The organism is Tardiphaga sp. 215_C5_N2_1 (assembly GCF_052076055.1).
GTDB lineage: Bacteria > Pseudomonadota > Alphaproteobacteria > Rhizobiales > Xanthobacteraceae > Tardiphaga > Tardiphaga robiniae.
Map to the genome: position 1 here is coordinate 622,511 of NZ_CP197240.1, position 16,142 is coordinate 638,652.

At 61.7% G+C, this 16,142-nt stretch carries 15 protein-coding genes; 12 read left to right on the forward strand and 3 right to left on the reverse strand.

Translation table 11 applies throughout. The features are described from left to right. Positions 1-83 precede the first annotated feature (83 nt). From AB7828_RS02725 to AB7828_RS02780, 12 genes are all read left to right on the forward strand, one after another. The gene (locus tag AB7828_RS02725; RefSeq protein ID WP_349636631.1) at positions 84-476 is read left to right on the forward strand and encodes an endonuclease domain-containing protein; all 393 of its coding nucleotides are present in this window, start codon (positions 84-86) and stop codon (positions 474-476) included. Then, positions 477-1,175, forward strand: a complete 699-nt coding sequence (locus tag AB7828_RS02730) for a phosphatidylserine decarboxylase (protein ID WP_439063602.1) — start codon at positions 477-479, stop codon at positions 1,173-1,175. Positions 1,176-1,297: 122 nt separating this feature from the next. Next, positions 1,298-2,173, forward strand: a complete 876-nt coding sequence (gene pssA / locus AB7828_RS02735; RefSeq protein ID WP_441232189.1) for a CDP-diacylglycerol--serine O-phosphatidyltransferase — start codon at positions 1,298-1,300, stop codon at positions 2,171-2,173. A gap of 171 nt (positions 2,174-2,344) precedes the next feature. Continuing rightward, positions 2,345-3,064, forward strand: coding sequence for an RraA family protein (locus AB7828_RS02740; RefSeq protein ID WP_441229331.1), 720 nt, complete (start codon positions 2,345-2,347; stop codon positions 3,062-3,064). Between the two features lie 132 nt (positions 3,065-3,196). After that, positions 3,197-3,943 carry a class I SAM-dependent methyltransferase gene (locus AB7828_RS02745; protein ID WP_441229332.1) on the forward strand — a complete coding sequence of 249 codons (747 nt, stop codon included), beginning with the start codon at positions 3,197-3,199 and terminating at the stop codon, positions 3,941-3,943. 213 nt (positions 3,944-4,156) lie between these two features. Continuing rightward, positions 4,157-4,930, forward strand: coding sequence for a motility protein A (locus AB7828_RS02750; protein ID WP_068730581.1), 774 nt, complete (start codon positions 4,157-4,159; stop codon positions 4,928-4,930). Between the two features lie 30 nt (positions 4,931-4,960). After that, on the forward strand, positions 4,961-5,785 hold the full coding sequence (locus AB7828_RS02755) for an OmpA/MotB family protein (protein WP_068730582.1): 825 nt from the start codon (positions 4,961-4,963) through the stop codon (positions 5,783-5,785). A gap of 171 nt (positions 5,786-5,956) precedes the next feature. After that, positions 5,957-7,858, forward strand: coding sequence for a potassium transporter Kup (locus tag AB7828_RS02760; RefSeq protein ID WP_089267162.1), 1,902 nt, complete (start codon positions 5,957-5,959; stop codon positions 7,856-7,858). Positions 7,859-7,982: 124 nt separating this feature from the next. Then, positions 7,983-9,905 (forward strand): potassium transporter Kup, encoded by a 1,923-nt coding sequence (locus AB7828_RS02765; RefSeq protein ID WP_441229333.1) that lies wholly within the window; start codon positions 7,983-7,985, stop codon positions 9,903-9,905. Positions 9,906-10,073: 168 nt separating this feature from the next. Beyond that, positions 10,074-10,406, forward strand: a complete 333-nt coding sequence (locus AB7828_RS02770) for a rhodanese-like domain-containing protein (RefSeq protein WP_093758906.1) — start codon at positions 10,074-10,076, stop codon at positions 10,404-10,406. A 7-nt stretch (positions 10,407-10,413) separates the two neighbouring features. After that, positions 10,414-11,568 carry an aminotransferase gene (locus AB7828_RS02775; protein ID WP_441229334.1) on the forward strand — a complete coding sequence of 385 codons (1,155 nt, stop codon included), beginning with the start codon at positions 10,414-10,416 and terminating at the stop codon, positions 11,566-11,568. Between the two features lie 13 nt (positions 11,569-11,581). After that, entirely contained in the window at positions 11,582-12,688 is a 1,107-nt protein-coding gene (locus AB7828_RS02780) for a polyamine ABC transporter substrate-binding protein (RefSeq protein WP_441229335.1), read from the forward strand. A 3-nt stretch (positions 12,689-12,691) separates the two neighbouring features. Here the strand turns inward: AB7828_RS02780 and AB7828_RS02785 are convergent, their stop codons facing one another. From AB7828_RS02785 to AB7828_RS02795, 3 genes are all read right to left on the reverse strand, one after another. Then, positions 12,692-13,627, reverse strand: coding sequence for a lipid A biosynthesis lauroyl acyltransferase (locus AB7828_RS02785; RefSeq protein WP_089267165.1), 936 nt, complete (start codon positions 13,625-13,627; stop codon positions 12,692-12,694). Next, positions 13,627-14,649, reverse strand: coding sequence for a zinc-binding dehydrogenase (locus AB7828_RS02790; protein WP_120291036.1), 1,023 nt, complete (start codon positions 14,647-14,649; stop codon positions 13,627-13,629). Before AB7828_RS02790 ends, AB7828_RS02785 begins: the two co-directional genes overlap by 1 nt. Positions 14,650-14,753: 104 nt before the next feature. Further along, positions 14,754-16,034, reverse strand: coding sequence for a beta-ketoacyl-ACP synthase (locus tag AB7828_RS02795; protein WP_089267167.1), 1,281 nt, complete (start codon positions 16,032-16,034; stop codon positions 14,754-14,756). Positions 16,035-16,142 lie beyond the last annotated feature (108 nt).

Below are 16,142 nucleotides of genomic sequence, written 5' to 3' on the forward strand. Positions count from 1 at the left end.
GAGAGGGTGGATCGCCCGCGTTAGCGGGCGAGACGGGAGAGGGGGGCATGGCGAGGGATCAGGCCAAAGCTTTGCGCGCCAACATGACGGATGCCGAGCGGCAGCTTTGGTATCGGCTGCGCGCCCACCGATTTCAGAGCTTCAAATTCAAGCGTCAGGTGCCGATTGGGCGATACATCGTTGATTTCGTCTGCCTTGAACGGCGCCTCGTCATTGAGGTCGATGGCGGGCAGCATGCTGACAGCAAACCGGATCAAACCCGAGACCAATGGCTTCAACAACAAGGGTTTCGCGTTCTGCGGTTCTGGAATAATGAGGTGTTCAACAACACGGATGGAGTGCTTGAGGTGATCGTTGAACATCTTGGCCATTCCGCGCCAGCCCCCTCTCCCGGCACGCCGCTACGCGTCGCGCCACCCTCTCCCGCCTGCGCAGCTTCGCTGCTTGGGGGAGAGGGGAAGAAAGATAGAGCTTAAATGTCCATCGCAAATTCCATCCGTGGCCAGATCCCGCCGATCCACAAGGAAGGCTATCCGTTCATTGGCGCCTTTGCGCTGGCGAGCCTGGTGCTGTTCTGGATCTGGACGCCGCTGGGCTGGATCGGCACGTTGCTGACCGTCTGGTGTGCGCTGTTCTTCCGCGATCCGGTGCGCGTGACCCCGACCCGCGAGGGTGTCGTGGTGTCGCCCGCCGACGGGAAAGTGTCGATGGTGCAGCCGGTGCTGCCGCCGGCCGAACTCGGCCTCGGCGACCAGCCGCTGCTGCGCATCTCGGTGTTTATGAGCGTCTTCAACGTCCACGTGAACCGCAGCCCGGTGGCTGGCCGGATCGAGCGCATTGCCTATCGGCCGGGCAAGTTCATCAATGCCGAGCTGGACAAGGCCAGCGAAGACAATGAGCGCAATTCGCTGGTGATTTCGACCCCCGGCGGCCGCATCGGCGTCGTGCAGATCGCCGGGCTTGTGGCGCGCCGGATCGTGTCCTTCGTGCGCGAGGGCCAGACCCTGAGCGCTGGCGAGCGCTTTGGCCTCATTCGCTTCGGCTCCCGGCTGGATATCTACCTGCCGGAAGGCAGCAAGGCGCTGGTGGCTGTGGGGCAGACCGCGATTGCCGGCGAGACCGTGCTGGCCGATTTCCGGATCGGTGACGGCGGCCGCACCTACCGCGTCGATTAATCCGGGTGATAACCCAGGGGTGATAGCCGCGGGGGTGATTAACCCCGATTTCCTGCCGATTTGGGCGGCAGGACGCCACAATGGCGGAGCAGGGTGGGATTTGCTAGGATCACGCCATGCAAATGCCTCCTGACCAGTCTCCCGAGACGCGCCGCCGCCGGTTCCGGACCATTCCGATCCGGATGCTGGTGCCGAACATGATCACGCTGCTGGCGATCTGCGCCGGCCTGACGGCGATCCGCCTGTCCACCGAAGGGCGGATGGAACTGGCGGTTGCGGCTATCGTGTTCGCCGCCGTGCTGGATGGCGTTGACGGCCGTGTCGCCCGCATGATCAAGGGCCAGTCCAAATTCGGCGCCGAACTCGACAGCCTGGCTGACTTCGTCAATTTCGGCGTGGCACCCGGCCTGATCCTGTATTTCTGGCAGCTCCACGATCTCAGCAATGCCGGCTGGATCGCCGCGATGGTGTTCGCCATCGCCGGCAGTCTGCGGCTGGCGCGTTTCAACGCCACCATGGACGATCCGGACAAGCCGGCCTTTGCCGCGAACTTTTTCACGGGCATGCCGGCGCCGCTGGGCGCGCTCACCGTGATGCTGCCGATCTATCTGGGCTTCCTGGGCATGCCGATGCCGCCGGCCATCCTGACGACCCTCTACACGCTGCTGGTTGGCTTCCTGATGGTGTCGCGGCTACCGGTGTTCTCCGGCAAGGCCGTGAACATGCGGGTGCCGCGTGAGCTGGTGCTGCCGGTGTTCGTCGGCGTCGTGCTCTTCATCGCGCTGCTGATCGGCTACCCTTGGCACATCCTGTCGGCGCTCTCGATCATGTATCTGCTGAGCCTTCCGCTGGGCTGGAAATCGTATCGTGATCAGGAACGCGCGCTGGTCGCGCAGTCGGTGGTCCCTGTCGATCCGGCGGCGCCCCATGCATCGACGCCCTATACGCCGGGTGCACCTGAGATCGCACCGGATGATCGGCCCGCACGCCTGAACTGATTGTCCATCTCGCGAACAACTCCTGCAGCCGTTTTCCCCTGCGATAGCAGCCAGGACGAAAGCGGCTGCATTTCGTTTTGGGCATGCAGTGAAGTCGGCTATATCCGAAGTCACTCAGCGATGACGACGTCCCGCGAAGACGGGATGCGATAATCACACAGGAGAAACGCCGTGACGAATTCCGCGACCGGTCCGCTGCCTGCATCCGTTCTGGAAGCACTGGGCCGCTACGACACGCCGACCATCTGCAATGCGATGGAGATCGTCGCCCCCGAGCGCCGGTTGATCGGCTACACCACGCGTCCGCTGGTTTGTCCGTTTCCGAATCTGCCGCCCATCGTCGGCTATGCGCGCACCGCGACCATTCGTGCAACCATGGCGTCCGGTCTGCCTGCCGCGGAGCAGAAGGCGCGGCGGCTCGCTTACTACGACTATGTCGGTACGGGCATCGGTCCGCGCATCAGCGTGATCCAGGATATCGACGGGCCCGACGCGGGCTATGGCGCGTTCTGGGGCGAGGTGAACAGCGCCGTCCACAGGGCGCTCGGTTGCCTCGGTGTGGTCACCGATGGCTCGATCCGCGATATCCCGCAATGGGCACCGGACTTCCAGGCGCTCGCCGGCACGATCGGTCCGTCGCATGCGCATGTGCATGTGAGCGAGTTCGGCAATGAAATACGCGTTGCCGGCATGAGTGTCCGTTCGGACGATCTGATCCATGCCGATCAGCACGGCGCGGTTGTAATCCCGCTCGATGTCGCCGCGAAACTGCCGGAAGCGGCAGAGCTGTGCGGGCGGCGGGAGACACCCATTCTCGATATTGCGCGCAGTCCGTCATTCACGCTCGATAAGCTGAAAGAGGCGATGGCGCGCTCGTCGGAAATACACTGAAATCCGGGGCTATTAAGACTAACGATAAAGGTTAGATGCCGATCAACCCGAACCAGCTCCGGTTGCTTGCGCGGCCGGAGGGCTTCGGGCTAACTGCCGGTTCCGCCGTTAAAACGGACATTGGAGACGGTATTGCCTCAGACCAAGGATATGAAGAAAGCCTGGAATGAGCGTGCAAATCGTGACCCGTTCTTTTACGTCGAGACCGAGCTGTGGGATCACGATCCCGAAAAATTCTTCGCACTCGGTCGTGAACGCGCGACGCTGCTGATCGACCCTGTGCTCGCAAAATATGCAGTTGATCCCGTCGGCAAGACGGCGGTCGATATCGGCTGCGGTGTCGGGCGTTTCACGCAGGCACTTGGCCGGCGTTTCACCAGGGCTGTTGGCATCGATGTGTCCGACGTCATGGTGGAAAAGGCCAAGGCGGCGGCAGCGGCGTTCAGCAATCTCGACTTCGTCGCCGGCAATGGCGTCGTGTTTCCCTTGGCGTCCGAGACTGCGGATTTCGTGTGGTCATATGAGGTCTTTCAGCACATGCCGTCGCATGATGTCGTGAAGGCCAATCTGGTCGAGGTTGCCCGCATCCTGCGTCCATCCGCGCTTGGACTCATTCACTTCCGAACGGCGCACGAATATCCGACGATCCTCTGGCATATCGCCAAGTTCGTCCCGACACCTGTCATCCAGAGGATCAAGGCGCTGCTCGGCAAGGATCCGCTGACGGCGGATACGTCGTGGCGCGGTGCAAAGCCGTTGCCGAAGAATACGATCGCCGACTTCTGCGTGGCCGCCGGCCTCAAGCCGATCGAGTTTCTCGATGACCCGACCCACGCGCCGGGGTCACGTACCTTCGCGGTCGTCCAGCGCGCTGTTTGACGCAGCACAATCATCCTCAATCGGTCTGCTGAACGTACTCTTCGTATCGTTCCACGCTCGCTTGCGCGTCATTAATCTGTCGTTAATGAACCGTGAAGCGGTAACGCGTCCTTAATCGCAGTATCGCTAAGGTACCTTCGCGCGGCCTGATCTCGAGGCGTGCCGCCGTCCAGGACGGGCGTCGTTCGATACGTGTATAGCGTCGGAGTTGACATGGATATCACAACACTCGTCGGTTTTGTCGCTGGCATCATTGTGCTGTGTACCCTGGTCCTCATGGGCGGCAGCTTCGGGATGTTCTACGACATCCACGCCGTCATCATCATTTTCGGCGGTTCGTTTGCTGCGACTCTGATCCGCTTTCCGCTCTCGTCCATCCTTCACGGCATTCCGCTCGGCGCCAAATTTGCGTTCACGCTGAGCCGTCTGAACGCTCGTGATCTCGTTGACGAACTCGCCCGCATCGCGGAAATCGCGAGGAAGCAGGGACCGGTTGGACTCGAAAAAGTCGAAACTGATGACGCATTCCTCGCCAAGGGAATCCGCTTCGTTGCCGACGGTTACGACCTCGAATTCATCCGCGACAATCTTGAGCGCGACCGCGACAACTTCCTCATGCATCTCGACGAAGGCTCGAAGATCTACCGCGCCATCGGCGATTGTGCGCCGGCCTTCGGCATGATCGGCACGCTGCTCGGCATGGTGCAGATGTTCTCGAACATGTCCGATCCGTCCAAGCTCGGACCGTTCATGGCTGTCGCGCTGCTGGCGACGCTGTATGGCGCGATCGTCGGCAACCTGATCTGTTTGCCCATCGCCGACAAACTGCACGTCAAGGTGCTCGATGAGGAGACCAACCGCACGCTCATCATCGACGGCATCCTGATGATCCGCGACTCGAAGAGCCCGGCGCTGGTGCGCGAAATGCTGCTGGCCTATCTGCCCGAGAAGCACCGCCATGACGAAAGTGAGCCGGTCCCAGCGTAACACACTGGAGGCAGGCTCGGAGCACGTCCGATGGCGAAGAAAAAACGCGGAGAAGCACACGGCGGCCATGGCTGGTTCGTGACCTTCGCCGACCTGATGGCGCTGCTGCTCAGCTACTTCGTCATGCTGGTGGCGTTCTCCAGCCCTGATGGCGCCAAGCTCAAGATCGTTGCCGGCTCGGTCCGCGAAGCCTTCGGCGTGCAATCTGATGCGCGTTATTCAGGCGTGATCGAATCCGATGGTCTGCCGACGCGCGGCCAGACGAAGAACAAGGACCATGTGTCGCCGGACGATGCGTCGAACATCACCAGTCCGAGCGAGAAGGGCGGCCGTCCCGCGGGCGCCAAGCTGAAGATGGACCGCGAATTCGCGCTCGCCTCGGCATCACTGCGGCAGGCGCTGCAGGACATGCCGGAGATCAACGAGATCTCCAAGAACATCATGTTCGAGGAGACCAAGCAGGGCCTCAATCTGGAAATCATCGACCAGAACGGCCGCTCGATGTTTGCTGACGGATCCAAGGTTCCTTATGAGCGCACCCGTCTGCTGCTGCAGAAACTCGCCGGGCCGCTGAAGGCAACGCCGCTGCGCGTGGCGATCGTCGGTCACACCGCCGCGGGCTTCGTGCCGGCGCGCAGCGAATATGATGCATTCGATCTGTCGGCCGATCGCGCCAATGTCGTTCGGCAGATTCTGGAACGGGAAGGCCTGCCGTCGTCCCATATCTTTTCGGTATCAGGCAAGGCAGACAGCCAGCCGCTGTTTCCCGATGATCCGACCATGGCTGCCAACCGGCGGGTGACCATTACGCTGATGCGGGAAGACCCCCCGCTGCCGCCAAACCTCAAGCCGTAAAACAGTCAATTCCTTTTTTACTGCTCCAGCCTCTTTTTTTGCTGGGCAATGCCGATTTTTGCTGCGCTCCCGATAAGCGATCTGCGGCAGTATAGGCTAGTGTCCCGGTTGACTGGCATTGCCCGGCGCGCCATAGCCGGGTCCGGATTGTCCAGAGGCGTTACGAGCAGAATGGCCGTTACGGAAACAACAGGCGAGGGACCGATCGAAGTTCCGGTTCATACCGGGTTCTGGTCGCTCACGGTCGGCAGTATCGGCGTCGTGTTCGGCGACATCGGAACGTCGCCACTTTACGCGTTCCGCGAGGCGGTACACGGCGCAACGCATGGCGCGCCGGTGACGCCCGTCATTGTGCTCGGCGTGCTCTCGCTGATCCTGTGGGCGCTGTTCATCGTCGTGACAGCGAAATACGTGCTGTTCCTGCTGCGCGCCGACAACAATGGCGAGGGTGGAACACTGTCGCTGATGGCGCTCGGCCAGCGTGCCTTGGGTCGGCGGAGCTTGCCGCTGATGGTACTGGGCGTGATCGGCGCCTCGATGTTCATCGGCGATTCCATGATCACTCCGGCGATCTCGGTGCTCTCGGCGGTGGAAGGCCTCAAGCTCAAGGCACCTGCGCTCGAACCTTATGTCGTGCCGGTCACGGTCGCGATTCTCGTCGTGCTGTTCTCGGTACAGCGTATTGGCACCGCCAAGGTGGCCTCCGCCTTCGGTCCGGTGATGATCATCTGGTTCACGGCGCTCGCGCTAATGGGCGCCTCGCACATCTTCGATGATCCGACGGTGCTGAAGGCGATCAATCCGTACTATGCCGTGCAGTTCATGCTGACCCACGGGACCATCGGTCTGGTGACCCTGGGCGCAGTCTTCCTGGCCGTGACCGGCGGCGAGGCGCTCTATGCTGATCTTGGCCATTTCGGTCGCAGGCCAATTCAGTACGGCTGGTTCTTCTTCGTGTTGCCGGCGTTGATGATCAATTATTTCGGGCAGGGCGCGCTCGTGCTGTCGAACCCGGCCGCGATCGAAAATCCGTTCTATCGGATGGCACCGGAATCGATGCTGTTGCCGCTGATCGCGCTGGCGACGGCTGCCACCGTGATCGCGAGCCAGGCGGTGATCACCGGTGCCTATTCACTGGTGCGTCAGGCGGTGCAGCTTGGCTTGCTGCCGCGTTTCGAAGTGCGCTTCACCTCCGAGACCCATGCCGGCCAGATCTATTTGCCTCGGGTCAATCGTCTGCTGCTGATCGGCGTGCTGCTGCTGGTGCTGCTGTTCAAATCGTCGAGTGGTCTGGCCTCGGCCTATGGCATCGCGGTCTCCACCACCATGGTGGCCGACGGCATCATGGGCTTCGTGGTGATTTGGAAGCTGTGGAACTGGAAGGCCGCGACTGCCGCTGCGATCATCGCGCCGCTGGTGTTCGTCGATCTGGCCTTCCTCAGCGCCAATCTCCTGAAACTGCTGGAAGGCGCTTGGGTGCCGTTGCTGTTCGGCGTGCTGATGGCTGGCATGATCTGGACCTGGCGCCGCGGTGCGGCGATCCTGATCACCAAGACGCGCCGTATCGAAGTGCCGTTGCGTGATCTCATCAAGAGTCTGGAAAAGCGCCCCCCGCATATCGTGAAGGGCACCGCGGTGTTTCTCACCAGCGATCCCGAATTCGTGCCGACGGCGCTGCTGCATAATCTGAAGCACAACAAGGTTCTGCACGAACACAATGTGATCCTGACCATCGAGACCGCGCAGACGCCGAAGGTCGATCTGGCCGAACGCGTTCGCATGGAGAATATCAGCGACAAATTCTCGATGGTGAAGCTGCGTTTCGGCTTCATGGAATCGCCGAACGTCCCCAAGGCGCTCGTCGTCGCGCGTAAACTCGGCTGGCAGTTCGACATCATGGCGACGTCATTCTTCGTGTCGCGGCGCTCACTGAAGCCGTCGGCGCAATCCGGCATGCCGTTGTGGCAGGACCATCTGTTCATCGCGCTCAGCCGTTCGGCGAACGACGCCACCGACTATTTCCAGATCCCCACCGGACGCGTGGTGGAGGTCGGTACTCAGGTGACGATCTAAGCATCTTTTGTCATGTCCGGTTCCCCGATTTGCGCTATAACGAGTGTGATCATCGGGGCCGGGAACGGCCTCGCTGCCCCGCTGTTCAGAGACCTGCGATTCAGAAGTCTTCGAGGCCGTTTCCATGACTAGCGATAGCGCATCTCCCGCCGCGGCATCCCCGGCGGACCCTACCCATGGGCACTCGACGGCCAGCTTCGGCTCGCTCGTCATGGGCAGTATCGGTGTCGTCTATGGCGACATCGGCACTAGCCCGCTTTACGCGCTCCGTGAGGCGCTGGTCGCGGCCGGGGGCCACAAGGCGCCCGGCATCGACAATGAAGCAATCCTGGGCGTCCTCTCGCTGATCCTGTGGGCCCTGATCATCGTCGTGACGCTCAAATATGTCGTGCTGCTGCTGCGCGCCGACAATAACGGCGAGGGTGGCCCGCTGGCCCTGATGGCGCTGGCCCAGCGCGCGATCGGATCGAGCGGGCCGGTGGTGGTGATGCTCGGCATCATCGCCGCGGCGTTGTTCTATGGCGACGCGGTGATCACGCCGGCGCTGTCCGTGCTCTCGGCCATCGAGGGCGTCAAGCTCGTCACCACCGCCTTCGATCCCTATGTTGTACCACTCACCATCGTGATCCTTGTGGCGCTTTTCGCCGTACAATCGCGTGGCACTGCGAAGGTCGCGACGTTCTTCGGACCGATCATGTGCCTATGGTTCATCGTGATCGCGGTAGCGGCCATTCCGCAGATCGTGAAGCATCCTGAAGTGCTCGCGGCACTCAATCCCGTGCATGCGATCTACTTCATGTTTCATCACGGCATCATCGCCTTCGTGACGTTGGGCGCAGTGTTTCTCGCCGTGACCGGCGCCGAAGCGCTCTATGCCGATCTCGGCCATTTCGGCAAAAAGCCGATCCAGCTGGCCTGGCTGTTTCTCGTGCTGCCGTCGCTGGCCATCAACTATTTCGGCCAGGCTGCGCTGGTGATGCATGATCCCACTGCGCTGGAAAATCCGTTCTATCTGATGTTTCCCGACTGGGCGCTGATCCCCATGGTGATCCTCGCGGCGACTGCCACCGTGATTGCGAGTCAGGCCGTGATCACCGGCGCCTATTCGCTGACGCAGCAGGCGATCCAGCTTGGCCTGCTGCCGCGCTTCGAAATCCGGCACACATCGGAGTCGCATTCCGGCCAGATCTACATTCCGCGCGTCAATATGCTGCTGTTCATCGCTGTGATCGTGCTTGTCGTGCTGTTCAAGTCATCGAGCTCGCTGGCCTCGGCCTATGGCATCTCGGTTACCGGCACCATGGTCGTCACTGCGATGATGGGCTTTGTGGTGATCTGGCGCGGCTGGAAGTGGTCGCCGATCGCGGCTGCGGCGCTGATTGTGCCGTTTCTGGTGATCGACGTCACGTTCCTCACCGCGAACCTCTTGAAGGTGTTCGACGGCGGCTGGGTGCCGCTGGTGATGGGCGGCGTGATCATTCTCATGATGTATACGTGGCGGCGCGGCAGCCGCCTGCTGTTCGAGAAGTCGCGCAAGCTGGAGTTTCCGCTGGCCGATCTTGTGGCCATGTTGGAGAAACGTCCGCCGCAGCGCGTGGCCGGCACGGCGGTATTTCTCACCAGCGATCCGCAGAGTGCGCCGACGGCGCTGATGCATAGTCTGAAACACTACAAAGTGCTTCACGAGAAGAACGTTATTCTCACCATCGAAACCGCACCGACGCCGCGCATCGATCCGAGCGAACGCGTGCGCATGGAAGAGATCAGCGCGACCTTCTCGAAGATCACACTCCGCTTCGGCTTCATGGAATCGCCGAATGTGCCGAAATCCCTGGCGATTGCGCGCAAGACCGGCTGGCAGTTCGACATCATGTCGACCTCGTTCTTCCTCTCGCGCAGGGCGCTGAAGCCTGCGGTGCATTCCGGCATGCCGCGCTGGCAGGATCATCTGTTCATCGCGCTCAGCCGCACCGCCAATGACGCGACCGACTATTTCCAGATCCCCACGGGGAGGGTGGTCGAGGTGGGTACGCAGGTGACTATCTAGGCCTGATCCCGAAAAGTGGGCTTGCGGTTTTCGGGCAAGGTCAGGCCCGACAATAAGCTCTTCCGGCGCTTGATTTTCGCCGCGCGAGAGGCGACGTTGGCGCCCGAAAACAGGGGCGTTTCCGCCCCTTCGCATTCGCTCCGGACACCGGGGCGGCAGGAGGTTGTTGTGGCAGGCGAAGCTCATACCGTTCACGATTTGACGCCCGAGGAAGTGTCCAAGGGGATCACTGAAGGCAAGTATTTGCTGGTTGACGTGCGCGAGCCCAACGAGGTCGCGGTCGAGGCCTATCCGGATGCCGTCGTGGTGCCGCTGTCGGGCTTCGATAGCGCCGATCTGCCCGATCCTGCGGGCAAGCAGATCGTCTTCGCATGTCGCTCCGGCAAGCGCTCGGTGACGGCCTCGCTGGCCGCGCAGGCCGATGGCCTTGCCTATGACAAGCACCTCGCCGGTGGAATCCTTGGATGGAAGGCCGCAGGCCTGCCGACAAAGGTTGGCTGATCGCTCGATGAACAAGATCTTCTCTGAGCTGCCCGTCACGGTGTTCGAGGCGATGTCGCAGCTTGCGCGCGATCACAACGCCATCAATCTCGGGCAGGGCTTTCCCGATCATCCCGGTCCCGACGATATCCGTCAGGCGGCCGCCGATGCGGTGCTGAACGGCTATAACCAGTATCCGTCGATGATGGGCATCCCGGAGCTGCGTCAGGCGATCGCCACGCATTACCAGCACTGGCACAAGCTCTCGCTTGATCCGATGACGGAGGTCATGGTGACCTCCGGCGGTACCGAGGCATTGACCTCGTCGATCCTTGCGGTGGTCGAGCCCGGCGACGAAGTCGTGTGCTTTCAGCCGGTCTATGATTCCTATCTGCCGATCATTCGTCAGGCCGGCGGTATTCCGCGTCTGGTCAGCCTCAAGCCGCCGCACTGGCGTCTCACGGAAGAAGATCTCCGCGCGGTCTTCAATCACAAGACCAAAGCTGTGCTGTTCAACAGCCCGCTCAATCCGGCTGCAGTGGTGTCGCCGCGCGAGGATCTCGAACTGCTGGCGAAGTTCTGCCAGGAATTCGATACGATCGCGATCTGCGACGAAGTCTGGGAACATGTGACCTTCGATGGTCACGAGCATATCCCGCTGATCACCATTCCCGGCATGCGCGATCGCACCATCAAGGTCGGCTCCGCCGGCAAGATTTTCTCGCTGACCGGCTGGAAGATCGGCTTCGTTTGCGCCGCGCCGCATCTGTTGCGCGTCTGCGCCAAGGTGCATCAGTTCCTGACCTTCACGACCGCGCCGAACCTGCAGGTTGCGGTCGCCTATGGCCTCGGCAAGTCCGACGATTACTTCAAGCAGATGCGCAACGAGCTTTCGCGTAGCCGCGATCGGCTGGCCGCGGGTCTGGAGAGCATCGGCTTTCCCGTTATCAAGTCGCAGGGCACGTACTTTCTCACAGTCGATCTGTCGCCGCTCGGGTTGAACGAGACTGACGAAGAGTTCTGCCGCCGTCTCGTCTACGACTACAAGGTCGCGGCCATTCCGGTGTCGGCCTTTTATGAGCAGGACAAGGTGACCTCGGTGGTGCGTTTCTGTTTCGCCAAGAACGACGCAACGCTCGATACCGCGCTGGAACGCCTGTCCAACGCCGTTCACCGCCGCTAGGAGTTTGATACGCATGGGCAAGCAGGGGATCGCGTGGGTCGTCGGAGCGGCGCTGCTGTGGTCCTTGCCGGTGCAGGCGCAAGACCAGAAGCAAGAGCGCGTCGTCAACTTCTACAACTGGTCGAACTACATGGCGCCCGGTGTGCTGGAGGCCTTCACCAGGGAGACCGGCATCAAGGTCGTCTATGACACCTTCGATGCCAATGAGACGCTGGAGACGCGGCTCCTGGCCGGCAAGTCCGGCTACGATGTCGTGGTGCCGACAGCTTATTTCCTGCAGCGCCAGATTGCCGCAAAGGTGTTCCAGAAGCTCGACAAGGCGAAGCTGCCGAACCTCGCCAATGCCTGGCCGGAGGTGACCAAGCGTCTTGCGATCTACGATCCCGGCAATCAGTTTGCCGCGAACTACATGTGGGGCACCACCGGCATCGGCTACAACGTCAAGCAGGTCGCGAAAATCCTCGGGCCCGACGCAAAAATCGATAGCTGGGACATCGTCTTCAAGCCGGAGAACCTTGCGAAGTTCAAGGATTGCGGCGTCCATATGCTGGATTCCGCCGATGACATTCTACCAGCGGCGCTGAATGCGCTGCGCCTTGATCCGAACTCGACCAAACAACCGGACCTCGAAAAGGCCGCCGATCTCGTCGGCAAGATCAGAGGCAATGTTCGCAAGTTTCACTCTTCGGAATATCTGAGCGCGCTGGCGACTGGCGAGATCTGTCTGGTGGTCGGCTGGTCCGGGGACATCATTCAGGCGCGTGCGCGAGCAGATGAAGCCAAGAACGGCGTCGAGATCGGTTATGCGGTGCCGAAGGAGGGCGCGCAGATGTTCTTCGACAATCTGGCGATCCCGGCCGATGCAAAGAACGTCAATGAGGCCTATGAGCTGATCAACTATCTCTACCGGCCGGACGTCGCTGCGAAGAATTCAGATTTCCTCGGCTATGCCAATGGCAATCTCGCCAGCCAGAAGCTGATCGATCCGAAGATCCTGAACGACAAGACGATCTATCCGGATGAGGCGATGCTGCAGAAGCTCTTCGTCATTACGGCGCGCGATCCGGCCACACAACGCGTGATCAACCGGTTATGGACGAAGGTGAAGACGGGGCGCTGAGCGTTATCGCCAGCGCCGATGCAGCCACAGCCACTGCTCGGGATATTCCCGGATCCAGCCTTCCAGCACGGACGTCACCGCCTGCATGGTGCCCTGAACGTCGACCTTGCCATTGGCATCGCGCACCGGTTTCACCTCTTCGGAGACTTCGATGCGGAACCGATGATCGGGCAGGCGGATGATACGAACACCGTGGATCGGGCAATCGACCTGGCGCAACAGCCGTGCCAGCATCGGATTGGCGTTGGTCTTGCGGCCGAAAAAATCCACCGGGACGCCGTTGGTGAACCATTGATCCACCAGCATGGCGACGTGCTTGCCCTCGTTCAGCGCGTGCGCGAGCTTGAGCGGCGCGTCATGGCTGGCCGGGATGAGATTGCCCATGTTGATCGCGCGCGTCTGATGAATGGCGCGGTCTGCGGCGGCGCTGTTCGGCCGGCGATAGAGCACGGCGGCGTCGAGGCCGTGAGCCACGGCGGCGAGCGCAGGAATTTCCCAATTGCCGAGATGGCTGGCGAAAATCAACGCCGGTTTGCCGTCGTCGCGCAGCTGATCGAAAATCTCGCCGGTGCGCGCGGAGAATTCGACATTGCTCGGCTTGGTCGGATTGGCCGGGTCATAGTCCCAGATCTTGTCGAGATGGGCGAATTCCGCACCAATGCGGCCCATATTGTCCCAGACACCCGCGAGGATCTTCTCGATTTCTTCCGGTGATTTCTCGGGGAAGGCGGCGGTGAGATTGGCGCGGCCGATCTTGTCTTCGCGAAACAGCGGGCCGATGCGCTGGGTGATCTTGCCGAACCGGTTGGCGGTCTTGACTGGATCGAAATAGCGCGTGGTGCGCAGGATGCCGATCGTCAGTGCGCCGACAGCAGCGTCGCCTGCAGGCTTCAGGGCATCGCGAATGCGGGCCTTGGTGCGAAGCAGCAGGCGGAGCATCAGAAGTGAACGATGATCTTGCCGAACACCTGGCGGGTTTCCATCCGCTTCAGCGCAGTCTCGACGTCGCTGATCGGCACTTCGGTATCGATCACCGGCAGCATGCCGTCGGCCATCTTGTCGAGGCTCTCGGCAATGTTCTTCATGGTGGCGCCGAACGATCCGAAGATGCGGTATTGCTGTTGGAACAGCTGCATCAGGTTGATTGTCGTGGTCGGGCCCGAGGTCGAACCGCAGGTGACCAGACGGCCACCGCGCTTCATCACCAGCAGCGAGCCGTTGAAAGTGTCGGCGCCGACGTGTTCGAACACGACATCGACGCCCTTCTTCTTGGTGATCTTGCGCGTCTCGCCCTCGAAGCGATCCTTGCGATAGTTGATGACGTGATCCGCACCGAGGGCCTTCACGCCCTCGATCTTGGAATCGTCGCCCACGGTGGTGATCACGGTGCAGCCGATCTTCTTCGCCATCATGATGGCGACGGTACCGATGCCGGAGCCGCCGGCATGGACCAGAATGGTCTCGCCGGGCTGCAGCTTGGCATTGTCGAACAGCATGTGCTGCACGGTCGAGAAGGCGATCGGGGCGCAGGCCGCGTCGCGGAAGCTGATGCCGTCGGGGACGGGGATCACCAGACGTGCCGGCATGTTCATCAGTTCGCGCGAAAAGCCGTCGATGTGGAAGCCATAGAGCCCGCCGACGTTCTCGCAGAAATTGTCACGGCCTTCCTGGCAGGCCTTGCAGTGCCCGCAGGTGAGTGCGCCATACATCACAACCTTCTGGCCGGGCTTCACATGGGTGACGCCTTCGCCGACGGCAGCGATTTCGCCCGAGGCTTCGGCGCCGATCGACAGCGGCAGCTTGCGCTTGGCGAAGGCCATGCCGCGGAAGCCCCAGACGTCGATATGGTTCAGGGCGACAGCCTTGACGCGAATCTGCACTTCGCCGGCACCAGGCGGCGGGGGCGGCGGCACGTCAACGACGACGAGCTCACGATCGGCAACAAGATTGAGCGCACGCATGAACCGCGTCTCCGGCAAGAAAGGTTGATTTCGGATGGCCTGCGTATCGCCGGTTCACGTCATGACGTCAACCGGCGAGGGGCGGCCAACGGGGCCGGGGAGCCTTAAACGGGCTCGCCGGTGAGGATCAGCGAGGCATTCTGGCCGCCAAAGCCGAAGGAATTCGACATCACGGCCGTCACGCGTGCATCGCGGGCGGTATTGGGAACCACGTCGAACGGAATGGCTGGATCGGGAACATCGTAATTGATCGTCGGCGGGATCCGCTGGTGTTCCAGGGTGAGCAGCGAGAACACCGCCTCGACTGCGCCGGCGGCGGAGAGCGTGTGGCCGACCATGGACTTGTTCGACGAGACCGGAATTTCCTTGGCGCGCTCACCGAATACGCTGGAAATGCCGAGATACTCCATCTTGTCGTTTTCCGGCGTGCCGGTGCCGTGGGCGTTGATGTAGTCGATCTGGTCCGACGTCAGACCGGCATCCACCAGTGCGTTGTTCACGCAGCCGATGATCGGCTTGCCGTCCGGGCTGGAACGGGTGCGGTGGAACGAGTCCGCGAGTTCGCCGCAACCGGCGACAATGCCGAGGATCTTGGCGCCGCGCGCGGTGGCGGCTTCCAGGCTTTCCAGGACCAGCGCACCGGCGCCTTCGGCCATCACGAACCCATCGCGGTTCTTGGCGAAGGGACGGACAGCTTTCTGTGGCGGGTCGTTGTGGGTCGAGAGTGCCGATAGCAGCGAGAAACGGATCAGCGCTTCCGGGTTCACCGAGCCGTCGGTGGCCACGCACAGCGCCGCATCGGCTTCGCCGCGGCGGATCGCTTCGACGCCGAGCTGGATCGCAGTGGCGCCGGAGGCACACGCGGTGGACAGCGAGATCGGCGAGCCCTTGGTGCCGAACGTGTCCGCGAGATGGTCGGCAACCGAGCCGAACAGGAAGCGGCGGTGATACTGGACGAACTTGCCGCCGCCGGCGACGCGCAGCAGTGTGTCGTAATTGATATCGCTATTGGCGCCGGCGGCCTTGGCCAACACCTGGCGCTGCGGCCACTCGACTTCGACAGGCGCAACCGCGAGGAACAGCGGGCCCGGGAAGTCGCCCTTGCTGCCGATATTGGCCTGCGCGATGGCTTCCTCGGTGACGAGCTCGCCGAGCTTCTCGGAGAGGTCGGTGGAGGAAAACGGCTCGACCGGCACGAAATCGATCGTGCCTGCCATCGTCGTCTTCATGCCGTCGGTGGGAAAACGCGTGATGGTGCGAATGCCGGACTCGCCAGCGGTGAGCTTGGCCCAGTTGTCTTCCTTGCCGGCGCCGAGCGATGTCGCAACACCCATGCCCGTGACGACAACGATCGGTCGGCCGAATTTATCGCGCGTTGCAGTCATGCTCTCTCCGTCGGCCGCGTCGACCGCTTAACTTGAGCATGATCCCGAAAAGTGGATGCTGGTTTTCGGATAAGATCTTGCTCAAACATAAGAAAAATCTAGAGCCCA

Excerpts from the sequence above, each read along its gene's own strand:
- AB7828_RS02765 (WP_441229333.1), top strand. The coding sequence starts at position 7,983 with ATGACTAGCGATAGCGCATCTCCCGCCGCGGCATCCCCGGCGGACCCT.
- AB7828_RS02785 (WP_089267165.1), bottom strand. The coding sequence starts at position 13,627 with ATGCTCCGCCTGCTGCTTCGCACCAAGGCCCGCATTCGCGATGCCCTG.
- AB7828_RS02760 (WP_089267162.1), top strand. The coding sequence starts at position 5,957 with ATGGCCGTTACGGAAACAACAGGCGAGGGACCGATCGAAGTTCCGGTT.
- AB7828_RS02790 (WP_120291036.1), bottom strand. The coding sequence starts at position 14,649 with ATGCGTGCGCTCAATCTTGTTGCCGATCGTGAGCTCGTCGTCGTTGAC.
- AB7828_RS02780 (WP_441229335.1), top strand. The coding sequence starts at position 11,582 with ATGGGCAAGCAGGGGATCGCGTGGGTCGTCGGAGCGGCGCTGCTGTGG.
- pssA (WP_441232189.1), top strand. The coding sequence starts at position 1,298 with ATGCCTCCTGACCAGTCTCCCGAGACGCGCCGCCGCCGGTTCCGGACC.
- AB7828_RS02750 (WP_068730581.1), top strand. The coding sequence starts at position 4,157 with ATGGATATCACAACACTCGTCGGTTTTGTCGCTGGCATCATTGTGCTG.
- AB7828_RS02755 (WP_068730582.1), top strand. The coding sequence starts at position 4,961 with ATGGCGAAGAAAAAACGCGGAGAAGCACACGGCGGCCATGGCTGGTTC.
- AB7828_RS02725 (WP_349636631.1), top strand. The coding sequence starts at position 84 with ATGACGGATGCCGAGCGGCAGCTTTGGTATCGGCTGCGCGCCCACCGA.
- AB7828_RS02730 (WP_439063602.1), top strand. The coding sequence starts at position 477 with ATGTCCATCGCAAATTCCATCCGTGGCCAGATCCCGCCGATCCACAAG.
- AB7828_RS02795 (WP_089267167.1), bottom strand. The coding sequence starts at position 16,034 with ATGACTGCAACGCGCGATAAATTCGGCCGACCGATCGTTGTCGTCACG.
- AB7828_RS02775 (WP_441229334.1), top strand. The coding sequence starts at position 10,414 with ATGAACAAGATCTTCTCTGAGCTGCCCGTCACGGTGTTCGAGGCGATG.